The organism is Streptomyces sp. MBT65, assembly GCF_016612545.1.
Classification (GTDB): Bacteria; Actinomycetota; Actinomycetes; order Streptomycetales; family Streptomycetaceae; genus Streptomyces.
In genome coordinates, this window is record NZ_JAENRY010000245.1 from 1 (window position 1) to 11,480 (window position 11,480).

12 protein-coding genes are annotated in these 11,480 nt (G+C 70.3%); 4 read left to right on the forward strand and 8 right to left on the reverse strand.

Annotated elements, in window-relative coordinates; translation table 11 throughout:
• Positions 1–77: 77 nt before the first annotated feature.
• Genes JHN63_RS38135 through JHN63_RS38145 form a run of 4 tightly spaced genes read right to left on the reverse strand, consistent with a single transcriptional unit; the run spans position 78 to position 3,107 of the window.
• Positions 78–1,100: an ABC transporter substrate-binding protein gene (locus tag JHN63_RS38135; RefSeq protein ID WP_234478320.1), complete on the reverse strand. Its 1,023-nt coding sequence runs from the start codon at positions 1,098–1,100 to the stop codon at positions 78–80.
• Complete coding sequence (locus tag JHN63_RS54075) at positions 1,097–1,231, reverse strand: hypothetical protein (RefSeq protein ID WP_267953847.1); 135 nt, start codon at positions 1,229–1,231, stop codon at positions 1,097–1,099. Before JHN63_RS54075 ends, JHN63_RS38135 begins: the two co-directional genes overlap by 4 nt.
• A complete protein-coding gene (locus tag JHN63_RS38140) occupies positions 1,228–2,289 on the reverse strand; it encodes an ABC transporter permease (RefSeq protein ID WP_200689677.1) in 1,062 nt (353 codons plus the stop codon). Before JHN63_RS38140 ends, JHN63_RS54075 begins: the two co-directional genes overlap by 4 nt.
• Complete coding sequence (locus JHN63_RS38145) at positions 2,286–3,107, reverse strand: ATP-binding cassette domain-containing protein (RefSeq protein ID WP_200689679.1); 822 nt, start codon at positions 3,105–3,107, stop codon at positions 2,286–2,288. Before JHN63_RS38145 ends, JHN63_RS38140 begins: the two co-directional genes overlap by 4 nt.
• A gap of 165 nt (positions 3,108–3,272) precedes the next feature.
• Between JHN63_RS38145 and JHN63_RS38150 the strand changes: the two genes are divergently transcribed.
• A complete protein-coding gene (locus JHN63_RS38150; RefSeq protein WP_200689701.1) occupies positions 3,273–4,280 on the forward strand; it encodes a LacI family DNA-binding transcriptional regulator in 1,008 nt (335 codons plus the stop codon).
• A gap of 37 nt (positions 4,281–4,317) precedes the next feature.
• Here JHN63_RS38150 and JHN63_RS38155 read toward each other — a convergent pair whose 3' ends face one another.
• A complete protein-coding gene (locus tag JHN63_RS38155) occupies positions 4,318–4,533 on the reverse strand; it encodes a DUF4177 domain-containing protein (RefSeq protein WP_019056094.1) in 216 nt (71 codons plus the stop codon).
• Between the two features lie 275 nt (positions 4,534–4,808).
• Here JHN63_RS38155 and JHN63_RS38160 point away from each other — a divergent pair, with 275 nt between their 5' ends.
• On the forward strand, positions 4,809–5,471 hold the full coding sequence (locus JHN63_RS38160) for a DUF6629 family protein (RefSeq protein ID WP_200689681.1): 663 nt from the start codon (positions 4,809–4,811) through the stop codon (positions 5,469–5,471).
• Here JHN63_RS38160 and JHN63_RS38165 read toward each other — a convergent pair.
• Positions 5,440–6,021, reverse strand: a complete 582-nt coding sequence (locus JHN63_RS38165; RefSeq protein ID WP_200689683.1) for a hypothetical protein — start codon at positions 6,019–6,021, stop codon at positions 5,440–5,442. The genes JHN63_RS38160 and JHN63_RS38165 overlap by 32 nt on opposite strands.
• A 140-nt stretch (positions 6,022–6,161) precedes the next feature.
• On the opposite strand from JHN63_RS38165, the gene JHN63_RS38170 reads away from it, so the two are divergent.
• Complete coding sequence (locus tag JHN63_RS38170; protein WP_200689685.1) at positions 6,162–6,428, forward strand: hypothetical protein; 267 nt, start codon at positions 6,162–6,164, stop codon at positions 6,426–6,428.
• 31 nt (positions 6,429–6,459) lie between these two features.
• On the opposite strand, the gene JHN63_RS38175 is transcribed toward JHN63_RS38170, so the two are convergent.
• Both JHN63_RS38175 and JHN63_RS38180 read right to left on the reverse strand, forming a co-directional pair.
• The gene (locus JHN63_RS38175) at positions 6,460–7,953 is read right to left on the reverse strand and encodes an L-fucose/L-arabinose isomerase family protein (protein ID WP_200689695.1); all 1,494 of its coding nucleotides are present in this window, start codon (positions 7,951–7,953) and stop codon (positions 6,460–6,462) included.
• 32 nt (positions 7,954–7,985) lie between these two features.
• Entirely contained in the window at positions 7,986–9,275 is a 1,290-nt protein-coding gene (locus tag JHN63_RS38180; RefSeq protein WP_200689697.1) for an MFS transporter, read from the reverse strand.
• Between the two features lie 230 nt (positions 9,276–9,505).
• Here JHN63_RS38180 and JHN63_RS38185 point away from each other — a divergent pair.
• On the forward strand, positions 9,506–11,480 hold a 1,975-nt coding region (locus tag JHN63_RS38185; protein WP_307782076.1), incomplete at its 3' end, for a glycosyl hydrolase.

Consider the following 11,480-nt stretch of genomic DNA (forward strand, 5'->3'; position numbering starts at 1 on the left):
GCGAACCGTGACCGTCGGTCCCGCTGGGTGCCCGCCCCTTCCGGGGGCGCCCGGCGGGACCGACGGTCACGGTTCGCTCAACAACCCGCCTTGTAGAAGTACTTGCTGATCGCGGGGTCGCCCATGTTCGCCTTGGTGATGGCGACCATGTTCGTGCCGACCGACTTCTGGACGGTCTTGCCCTCGAACGCGGCCGCGAGCTGGTCGACGGCCTCCTTGCCGATCGCCGCCGGGTCCTGCGCGACCAGGACCTGGAGGGTGCCCGCCTTGAGCGAGGCGACCTCGTCCGGTTCCGCGTCGAACGCGGCGACCTGCACCTTGCCCTGCTTGCCGGCCTGCTTGAGACCCGTGGCTATGCCCGTACCGGTGTTGGTGTTGCCCGCGAAGACACCGGCCAGGTCGGGGTGGGCCGCGAGCGTCGACTGGATCTGGGAGGCCGCGGTGGCCGGCAGGTCGTTGTCGTAGAGCGTCGGCAGCAACTTGATGTTCGGGTACTTCGCCATCTCCTCGGTGAAGCCCTTGATACGCGCGTCGGTCGTGGAGACGCCAGGCTTGACGCTGATGACGATCGCCGAGCCCTTCTCGTTCATCAGCTTGGCCAGCGCGTCGGCCGCCACCCGGCCGCCCTTCTCGTTGTCGGACGAGATGCGGGTGATGCCGATCGAGGAGTCGGAGACCGTGGTGTCCACCAGCGCGACCTTGGTCCCGGACGACTGGATCTGCTTGAGCGACGGAGTGAGCGCGCTGACGTCGACCGGTGAGATCAGCAGCCCGTCCGGCCGGGTCGCCGCCACCGAGTCGATGAGCGGGCGCTGGACCGACACGTCCCACTGCGCGGAGCCGTCCGCGGAGAAGTCCATGCCCTTGGCCTTGGCCTCGGTCTGCGCCGCGCAGGTCATGGTGATGTAGAAGGGGTCGCTCTTGACGCCGGTGATCAGCCGGACCTTCTTGCCGGAGGCGCCTCCCTTCGACCCCGAACTGCCGCTGTCGCTCGACGAACTGCAGGCGGCGGCGCCGGTCAGGGCCAGCACGGTGCCCGCGGCGACCAGTACTTTGCGCGTGATGCGGATGTGCGACATGAGGGTGTCCTCCTGGGTCATACGAGGGTCGGGGCGAAGGTCGAGGCGAACGTCGGGGCGAAGGTCGAGGCGAACGTCGGCGCGAAGGCCGAGGTGAACGTCGGGGCGGAAGCCGTGTCGGGAGCGGTGCCGGGAGTCGAGCCGCGCGTCATGCGCGCTCCCGCGTCTTCCTGCGCATCTGGTCGATGTAGACCGCGGCGACCAGCACGACACCGACGGCGACGTCCTGCCAGTACTGCTGAACGCCGATGACGATCAGTCCGGTGGTGAGCACCGCGGGGATGAACACGCCGATCACGGTGCCCAGCACCGACCCCCGCCCGCCGAACAGGCTGGTGCCGCCCAGCACCACGGCGGTGATCACCTTCAGGTTGTCGGTGGAGTGCCCGGCGATCGACGTCGTGCCGTACGACGCCAGCCACATCACCGCGCCGAGACCGGCGAGGAGGCCCATCAGGCCGTAGACCTTGATCAGGTGGCGGCCCACCGGGATGCCCGCGCGGCGGACGGCGGTCGGGTTGGAGCCGATCGCGAGGGTGTTGCTGCCGAACTTCGTGGCGCCGAGGACCGCGCCGAACAGGGCGGTGACCACCGCGGCCAGGATCACCATCCAGGGGATGCCGAGCAACTTGCCGAAGCCCAGGCTGTTCTGGAGGTGGGTGGCGGCGGCGCCTGCCGGGTCCTGGCCGCCGGTGATGAGTTCGGCGATGCCCAGTGCCGCGCCGAGACCGCCCAGGGTCACGATCAGCGGGGGCACCTTCCCGGTCGCCACCACCGCACCTTGCAACGCGCCCCAACCGGCGCCCACGGCAAGGGCGATGACGACACAGACCGCGACCGTGAACCAGCCCGCGGTGGGGCCGCCGTGGTGGATGTTGTACTCGCCCGCGGCCACCGCCGCCAGCACCAGCACCGAGCCGATCGACAGGTCGATTCCCGCGGTGATGACCACGAACGTCATGCCGACGCCGAGCACCAGATAGATGGCCGCGTTCACGGCGATCTGCGTGATGTCGTACGTGGTGAAGAACTTGCCCGGTGCCGCGATCGTGAAGAACGCGACCAGGGCGACGAGGATCACGAAGGTCCACAACTCGCTGATGCCGGCGGCCCGTCGGAGCCACGGGGGTATCGCGAGGCGGCCACCGTCGGCCGGTGGCGTGTCCTGCGCGGGGGCGGCCGGTTTGATGTCCTGGCTGTTGGCGCTCATCGCCCGTTCTCCGCTTCTTCCGTCGCGCCGGCCGGGCCGTGGTCCCCGCCAGGCGCGGGTTCGTCCAGCGATCCGGTCATGGCGCCGACGAGCTTCTCGATCGTGGCGTCGGCCGCGGTGAAGGAGGCGACCCTGCGCCCCAGCCGCAGTACTTCGACCCGGTCGGCCACCGACAGCACCTCGGGCATGTTGTGGCTGATCAGGACGACGCAGATGCCCCGGTCGGCGACCCTGCGGACGGTCTCCAGGACGCGAGCGCGCTGGACGACGCCCAGGGCGGCGGTCGGCTCGTCCATGAAGATGACCTTGTTGGCGAAGGCGACCGCGCGCGCCACGGCCACCGACTGCCGTTGCCCTCCTGACAACGTTGTCACAGGAGCCGTCACATCTTTCAGCTCCACACCCAGTTCACCGAAGGCCGCGATCGCCTCCCGGCGCATGGTGGGCCGGTCGAGCACGCCCAGGCGGCCGAGCAGGCCTCCGCGCACAAGTTCCCTGCCGAGATAGAGATTTGACGCCGCGTCAAGATCCGGTGCCAGTGAGAGATCCTGGTAGACGGTCTCGACTCCGTGCCGTTGCGCGTCCATCGGACCCGTGAAGCGGACCGGCACCCCGTCCAGGCGCACCTCGCCCTCGTCCGGGGTGAGCACGCCCGAAAGGACGTTCACCAGAGTCGACTTGCCGGCGCCGTTGTCACCGATCAATGCGACGACCTCGCCGGCGTACGCCGTGAAGTCGGCGCCCGAGAGCGCCTGGACATGACCGAAACGCTTGACCACGCCATGTGCCGCGAGAAGTGGTTCTCTTGCAGAGGCCATGCTGTGCTTTCTGGTTGGTATCGTTAACAGTTCGTCGATTCTGGGAGGCCCATGAGTGGGCGTCAAGGGTCGTGACGGACAGGGATTCGGACGCACGCCGTCGGCCCTTCGGTCCGGTGGTGCCGGGCGAGATCTGGAGGACGCGGCGTGGCCAGTCGTCCCAGGATGAAAGACGTGGCCGCGGAAGCGGGCGTGAGCGTGATGACGGTGTCCCGGGTGGTCAACGGCGAGGCCGGCGTGGCGCCCCGCACCGCCGCCCGGGTGGCGGCCGCCGTCCGCAAGCTGGGCTATCAACGCGACGACGTGGCACGGCAGTTACGGCGTACGGACCGGCTCAGCCAGACCATCGGACTGATGGTGGACAACGTTGCCGACCCCTTCATGGCCGCTGTCGCCTCGGCCACCGAGGACGTCGCCCACCGGCTCGGCAACATGGTCCTCATCGGCTCCAGCCGCGCCGACCCACGCCGTGAACGCGAGGTCGTCGCGGCCTTCACCGCGCGCCGCGTCGACGGGCTGATCCTCACCCCGGTCGCGGGCGACCACCGCTTTCTGCGTTCGGCGCAGGCGCGGGGCACGAAGATCGTGTGCGTGGACCGGGCGGCACCGGGCCTGGACGTGGACACCGTGGTGGTCGACAACTTCGGCGCGGTCCGGCAGGCGGTGGGCCATCTGATCGCGCACGGGCACCGCCGTATCGGCTATCTCGGCGACCAGCGGGAGATCTGGACCTTCGGCGAACGCCACCGCGGCTATCTGGCGGCTCTCGGCGCCGCGGGCATCGACGCCGATCCGGCGCTCGCCCGGCACGGATTGCGGTCCGGCGCGGATGCCGCGCGGGCCGTCACCGCGATCCTGGCCGCGCCGGAGCCGCCGACGGCCGTCCTCGCGGGCAACGAGGTTGTCGCGCTGGGGGTGTTGGGCGTGCTGCCCGCGTCGGTCGCGTTCATCGCCTTCGACGACATTGCGCTCGCCGCGCGGCTGACGCCACCGGTCACGGTCATCGCGCAGGACCCGGTCGCGCTCGCGACGAGCGCCGCGCATCTGCTGTTCGCCCGGATCCACGGGGACACGTCACCGCCGCGCCGGGTCGTCATGCCGACCGAGCTGATCCCGCGCGGGTCGGGGGAGATCCCGGGCCCCGGTACGCCGATCGCGACTCCTCGGCGCTGACGACTCCCGGCCCCCGTCCCGCGTACGGTCCCGGTGGTTACGCGCGCGGCCGCTCGAAGGTGAGGAGCAGGCCCTCGACCGCGCCGGGGCCAATGCGGCCCTTGACGTCGGCGGCGGTGATGGCCTTGAGACCCCAGCCGTCCTCGGCGTGCTTGTTGAGGACCTTCTCCAGCTTGTCGCTGTCCAGCGCGTCGCCGATCAGCGACTCCCGGAAGCTGACGACCTTGTACTCGAACGTATAGGCGTTGCTCATGGCTGCGGTGTCCTCCTGTGCGTGCGCACGGTGTGCGGTGGGCGGGGTCAGCCAATCATGGCGGGGCGTTCCCGCGCAGGCCGGGGGTGGTTTCGTGGCAGAGCCGCCAACTGGGCTCAGAGCCTCGAGAGTTGTCCGGACCTGGCGTCGAGAGGGCGCCGGTGGGCAGGTGATCACGGGGCGCCACGGCGGTCGTGTCACCCCAGCTGCGGCGGCGCGGGGCCGTAGCGTGGCCGCTGACTCGCGCTGACGCGAACGGATCCCATGGAGGTGCGATGTGCTGGAGTGCGAAGGCCGACCTCGTGGCCGGAGCGGCGGTCGCCGCCGTAGGAGTGGCCTGTGTGGTGCGGGCGCGACGGCGGACCGATCTCCCGCTGGCCGCGCTGCCGTTGCTGCTGGGCGCCCATCAGATCGTGGAGTCCGCGGTGTGGGCGGCCGACGGAGGCACCGGGCCCGCCACCCTCGCCTGGGCCGTCATCGCCATGCCGCTGCTCGCGGTGTGGGTCCCGGTGGGCGTGTGGTGCGCCGCGTCACGGCGGGCCCGGCCCCGGATCGCCGTGCTGGTCGCGCTCGGCGCGGCGACCGCGGCGGCCCTCGCCCACGCCCTCGCCGCACACCCCGTGAGGGCCGAGATCCGCGGCCACACCCTCGGCTACGTCGTCGATCTTCCCTACGCCCAACTGGTCATCGCCGGCTACCTGGTGGCGACGGTCGGCTCGCTGCTCCTGTCAGGTGAGCGCGGGCTGGTGGTGATGGGGGTCCTGGTCACGGCCGGCGCGCTGGTCTGCTGGACGCTGTGGGAGCTGGAGTTCGTCTCGACGTGGTGCGCGGTCGCCGCGGTGTCTTCGCTGGTCCTGTTCTTCTGGGTGAACGGCCGCGACCGGGAGCCGGGGAGGCGGCCCTACGTCAGTGCGGGGCGCGGCGGGTCCACAGGCTGAGGTCGCTGCTCGTGGCGACGGCGAGGGTCTGGCCGGAGGGTGAGAAGCCCGCGGCGCGCAGCTCCGAGTAGTTGGCGTCGAAGACGTGCCACCACGTCTCTCCGGCCTGCCCCTCGTGGATGCCGTGGCCCGTCGAGAGGACGACCCGGTCGTGCGGCCACTCTGGGCTGACGACGTCCACGGTCCAGCCGTCGGGCGAACCGCTGTGCAGACCGCCGCCGAAGAGACCGGCGATCCGCACCGGAACGCCCGCGATCGGTCCGAGGCCGGGGCAGACGAGATGCACGTCGTCGGGCATGCAGGTATCGGGATCGGGGTCCCGGTCGCGGGCGATCTTCTCACCGGTGAACGCGTCGAAGAGTCCGTGACCGTCGTTCGAGACCACCATCGCGAGGTCGTGCCCGGTGCCGGGATCGGTGGCGAAACCGATGCCGAGCAGGCCGCCGACAGGGGTCCTGTTGTCGAGCACCGGCCGCCAGGGCTCCGGCGCGGGCATGACGGGGGCGGCGAGGCAGCGGTCGCGCAGCCTCTGCTGGTACTCGGTGAGCAAGGTGTCTCCTCGGTGTGATCAGCGACGAGGATCCCTCAAGGGCCGGGTGCGCGTCGAGCGACATCCAAGTCATCCCGCTCCAAGTCGCCCCGCACACTATGTCGTTGGTGTCACGGGGTGCTCTCGGGTTGGATGGCTCCATGGAGCGTGTCGACGTAGAGCTGTTCACTGACGGTGGGAACGATGCCGTGGTCCGTCTCCCCGGTCGCCGGTTTCCCGGTGTGCTGATCCAGGGGGACTCCCTTCACATCCTCCGCAGCGATGTGGCCGAGGTGGTGGAAGCCTGTGGCCGGGGCGACCTCGTCGACGCGGGGGAGTCCGCGGGCCTGTTGCTGGCGGGACTCGACGCTCTGCTGGCCCGCTACTCCACGGCGTTGGAGAACCACGGGATGAAGCGGCCGTACTGATCGCGGCCGCTCTCCTTCGTGCCGCCCGCGCTCACACCTCCCGGTGTTCGATCCCCAGCAGACTCGCCGCCGCCCGGAGGTCGCCCGTGTGATGGCCGAGTGCGAGGGACCAGTGGTGGCCCACGCCCGACGCGCTCCACGCGTCGACCCACTCACCGGGGTCGCGGCCGAAGTCGACGCGGCTGGTGGTGTTGCCGATCGTGAGCAGCGGTCCGGGGACGACGGTGCCCTCGGACGTGATGAACGACAGGGTGCCGTCGGCGTCCTGGCCGAGGCCGAGGAGGGTGACGGGCCCGTGCCGGACGTCGAACTCCACGCTGACGCCCCAGCCGCGCTTGCCGTGGTAGACGCCCAGGCCGCGCAGCAGCGGGTCACGGGAGCTGACGGCCAGATGGGCGGGGCCGTCGTGGCCCATCTCCACCACGCCGTCCTCGAAGTCGAGAGCCTGGATCTCGGTGAAGGAGCCACCGGCCCCGATGCTCTGCGTCGCCAACTGGGCCAGGCTGGTGCGGAGTTCGTACTCGCCGGCGGCCGGCACGCCCCGGGCGGTGAGCAGCGAGGCGCCCAGGATCATGCCGGCGCCGAGCCGTTCGTGCGCCTCACCGTCGAGTCCCCGGTGGTAGTAGGCGAGGGTGTCGAGGCCGAAGTCCTCGACGAGCCGGTCGACGGCGACGGACACGGTCGCCCCCCACGCGAAGTCCTCGTCGACCACGCTGTCGTCCACGGCGAAGATCCGCCGGGCGAGGGCCATGCGTTCACGGGTCTCGGCCTCGCTCACCCGCTCCACCCGATGCCGTAGGTCGTCGAACTCCAGCACCTCGACATGCGAGCCGAACGTCGCCGGGAGCAGCGTCAGATCGGTCGACACGTCGAGCATCCCCGGATACAGATGCCCCATGAGACCGTGTCGGGCATGCCGGAGCGCGGCCCGTACCCCTGCCGCCCGGATCCACTGCTCGATGCGCAGCCAGGCCGACTCCTGCCGCAGCCAGCCCGACACCGACCGGAAGGGGATGCCGGCCCGCCGGAACACATTGCCCACCTCGGGCACCGGGCACTGCCCGCAGTAGGCGAGCCAGGCGCCCGTGTCGAAGGAGGCGTGGTCCATCCGCTCGGACGGCTGGAGGTCGATGACCAGCACGGGGGTGTGCGAGCGCTGGGCGATCGGGAGCACCATCGACGAGGTCAGGTACGTCGTCAGGAACAGCACGATCAAGTCGCAGTCGGCGCGCCGCAGTTGCTCCGCCGCTGCCGCCCCTTCCACGGCGTCGGAGATGAAGCCGACGTCGGTCACCTCCGCGTCCATCCGCTGGAAGCGCTCGGCGACGTACGCGGACGACTCCTTCAACTGGGGGAGCAGATCAGGAAATTGGGGCCAGTAGGCGCCGAGGCCACCCGCGACGAGTCCGATCCGGGTGCGGCGGCGGGGTACCGGCGGGAGCAACTCGCGCAGGGCGGCGGCGCGTTCCGCGGTCACGGTCGTGGGATGTTCGGTGGTCGCGGTCGTGGGGTCGGTCGTCGTCATGCGGGGTGTTCCTTCCGGGTTCCGGCCTGGGGTCAGGTGCGAGCCACGCCAAGTCCCTTGACCGGAGCTGCCGTTGTCTCGGGGGAGCGCCGGATGAGGACATGGATGACGTACACCCCCGCGATCCCCGAGGCCGCCATGCAGAGCGTGATCAACCACAGGAGCAGCGACGCGCTGTAGTCCATCAGCGCCGGCGTGACGAACGCGACGCCCGCGAAGACCCCGCGTGACAGGGCGTAGGTGAGGCCCTGGGTGGTGCCGCGGGTGTCCGGGGGCAGCGTGAGCTGCGACCAGACCTTGTAACTGGCCTCCCCGGCAAAGGGGTTGGAGATCTGGTACAGCACGAAGAAGACCAGCATGCCGGCGAGGGCACCGGCGGTGAGGGAGGCGATGCAGAAGGCCACCACCTGCACGACCGTGAAGACGTAGAACAGCCGGTCGCGCCAAGGGGTGTCGGCGACCCGGACGAAGACGAAGGTCAGGACCAGCGCGATCGGCAGGAAGGCCAGGTTGATCCCGGTGGCCAGGCTCTGCGAGGCACCGCTGACCGTGACCAGCAGATACGTGCCGAACTGGCCGAAGGTGTTGGCGCCGATGCCCCAGGTGACGTAGTAGACGAAGGTCGCGGCCATCGGCAGCAGCGCGGCGCGGTTCCACACGTTCTTGAGTTCGATGCCGCGTGGGGCCGCGTTCTCCTCGACGGTCGACTCCGGCTGCTCGTCGGGCAGTTCGAGCCGGGCGCGGAGCTGCCAGGTGACCAGCGCGGCGACGACCAGGTGACCGGTGATGAACCGCGCCCCGGTCATGCCGGTGTCCGACAGGACGTAGCCGAGGAAGATCACGACGACGATGCCCAGCACCCACATGACCTGGGTGAACGACACGAGCCGCGCTCGGCCCTCGGGGGGCGCGGCGTCCGAGACGACGGCCAGGGACGTCGGCAGGTCGGCACCGGCGGCCAGCCCCGCGATGAGCACGCCGACGAAGAGGACGATGTCGTTCGGCGCCAGGGTGATGACGATCGCGCCGATCGCGTAGCAGAGGATGTCCAGGTTGTAGACGCGACGGCGCCCGAACATGTCGGCGAGCCGTCCGCCGACGAGGGAGCCGACCGCGATGCAGCCGGTGACGATCGCGCTGATCGCCCCGGCCATCCACACGCCCATGTCGTAACTGTCGCGGTAGATCGCAAGGTTGACGGCGATGCTGACGATGAGCGCGGCGTCGAGGTAGGAGGCCATGCCCGAGAGGGCAGCGACCTTCCACAGGTGCTTCGGGATGGGCTGTTCCGCGTGTTCCGGTGCAGGTGAGAATCGGATCATGATGCGGCTCCTCGCGGCTCTGGGCCGGGGTCGCAGTGAATATAGGGTCCAAAAAACGTTCCAACAAGCCCTCGTGCACGTATCCGTCACGCGTCCGGAGCAATCAGGGTCGGCCTCCTTCCCGCGTCGCGGATCCGGTGCCAACATCGCAGGTGGCGGACGCCTGAGCCGACCTAAAACGTTTTTTGAGCCGTGAGGGTGACCGAGCCGCACTCGGAAGGACCAACATCGTGATCTCGCCCGCGCTGCAGCAGCTCTTCGACGCCCCGCCCCGGGACTTCGGCCCCACCCCGCTGTGGTGGTGGTCGGGTGCCGAGGTCACTCGCGAGCGCCTCGCATGGCAGATGCGCAGATTCGCGGAGGGCGGCGTCCACAACCTCGTCGTCATCAACCTGGCCCCGGCCGGCCCGGCCTTCGGCGCCCGCACGGACAGCCCGCCGTGGTTCGGCGAGGAGTGGTGGTCCCGCTTCACCGACGCCTGCCGGATCGCCCGGGACCTCGGCACCCGCCTGTGGTTCTACGACCAGATCGGCTTCTCCGGCGCCAACGTCCAGGGCACCGTCACCCGACATCACCCCGAGGCCACCGGCCGTTCCCTGCGCTCCCGCACGGCCACCGTCACCGGCGGCACAGTTGCGTTGCGCGGCGCCGAAACCCTCGTCGCCGCCTACGACTTGACGGGCCGTCGGCTGCACGTGGTCCTCGACTCCGGCCATGTGCGGATTCCGGCCGCCGAGGGCACGGACGTACGGCTGGCCGTCACCGTCCCGACGGCCTTCGACTACCTGGACCCGCACGCCGTGGGGCTGCTGCTGGACGCCGTCCACCACGAGTACGACCGGCGCGTCCCCGAATACCTGGGCAACGTCATCGCGGGCAGCTTCCAGGACGAGTTGCCCGGCACGAACTCCTGGAGCCACCGCTTTCCCGACGAGTTCCGCGCCCGTCGCGGCTACGACCTCCTCGACCATCTGCCCGCACTCTTCGGCCGGTTGACCGCGCGTGCGGCGAAGATCCGCGCCGACTACTACGCGGTCCGCGCCGAACTCACCGAAGAAGCACTCTTCAAGCCCCTCGCCGCCTGGCACCACGAACGCGGCATGCTCATCGGGGCCGATCAGAGCAACCCGGCGCGGGCGGGCTTCCCGGCCCAGTCGACGCAGATCTACACCGACTACTTCCGCACCCACCGCTGGTACGGCGCCGTCGGCAGCGACCACGAGGGCGACTCCAAGGTCCACTCCTCCATGGCCCACCTCTACGGCCACGAGCGCGTCTGGATCGAGGCGTTCCACTCCTCCGGCTGGGGCGGCACACCGGCGGACACCTACGACTGGCTCCTGCCGTTCCTGCGCAGCGGCGCCAATCTCTATAACCCGCACGCGAGTTACTTCGGAACGGCGGGTGGCTGGTTCGAGTGGGCGCCGCCGTCCACCGACTGGCGCCAGCCCTACTGGCAGCAGTACCCGGCGTTCTCCCGTGCCGTCGCCCGGATCTGCTCGATCATGTCCTGGGGCACCTACAGCGCCGACGTCGCGGTCCTGCACCCCACCGCCACCATGCAGTCCCTCATCCCGTTGGACGCCCCCGTCCAGCACTTCGGCGACGGCCGCCTGGGCGAGGACCACGCCGACGTCGACGAGACACAGCGCCACTATCTGGACCTGTGCGGCACCAACAACTGGGTCGACCCGCACGTCGGTTCACTGGACCGCCACCGCATCTCCTACGACGTCATCGACGACGCGTCCGTGCAGCGCGCCACGGCCACCGAAGGAGCCCTGTGCGTACGGGACTTGGCGTACCGCGCGGTGCTGCTTCCCTCGACGAGCGTCCTGGAGGAGGAGACCGCACGGCGACTGACCCAACTCCTCGACGTGGGCGGCCGGGTGGTGGTCGTAGGCCGTCCGCCCGCGACGGCGGCGGGCTGGGCCGGTGACGATTCCGTCGTCGCGGCCCTGCTGAAGCACCCGCGACTGGAGCGGGCGAGCGACGCCGAGACCGGAGCGGCGGCGGTGACCGATCTCGCCGGTCACGCGACCGGCGAGATGCCAATTCTCGTCAGGAGAAAGGGAGTCGAGGCGGTCGCCCTGGTGACGGGCGCCTTCCCCGACGCCCGGACGCTGCCGGGAAACGCCGACCATGTGGCGGACCCCGCGCGCTACGCCCACCACTCGACCGTCACCGTGCACGCCCCGGTCGCCG

Coding starts and splice junctions, on each gene's coding strand:
- JHN63_RS38135 (WP_234478320.1), bottom strand. CDS start 1,100: ATGACCCAGGAGGACACCCTCATGTCGCACATCCGCATCACGCGCAAA.
- JHN63_RS54075 (WP_267953847.1), bottom strand. CDS start 1,231: ATGACGCGCGGCTCGACTCCCGGCACCGCTCCCGACACGGCTTCCGCC.
- JHN63_RS38140 (WP_200689677.1), bottom strand. CDS start 2,289: ATGAGCGCCAACAGCCAGGACATCAAACCGGCCGCCCCCGCGCAGGAC.
- JHN63_RS38145 (WP_200689679.1), bottom strand. CDS start 3,107: ATGGCCTCTGCAAGAGAACCACTTCTCGCGGCACATGGCGTGGTCAAG.
- JHN63_RS38150 (WP_200689701.1), top strand. CDS start 3,273: ATGAAAGACGTGGCCGCGGAAGCGGGCGTGAGCGTGATGACGGTGTCC.
- JHN63_RS38155 (WP_019056094.1), bottom strand. CDS start 4,533: ATGAGCAACGCCTATACGTTCGAGTACAAGGTCGTCAGCTTCCGGGAG.
- JHN63_RS38160 (WP_200689681.1), top strand. CDS start 4,809: ATGTGCTGGAGTGCGAAGGCCGACCTCGTGGCCGGAGCGGCGGTCGCC.
- JHN63_RS38170 (WP_200689685.1), top strand. CDS start 6,162: ATGGAGCGTGTCGACGTAGAGCTGTTCACTGACGGTGGGAACGATGCC.
- JHN63_RS38175 (WP_200689695.1), bottom strand. CDS start 7,953: ATGACGACGACCGACCCCACGACCGCGACCACCGAACATCCCACGACC.
- JHN63_RS38180 (WP_200689697.1), bottom strand. CDS start 9,275: ATGATCCGATTCTCACCTGCACCGGAACACGCGGAACAGCCCATCCCG.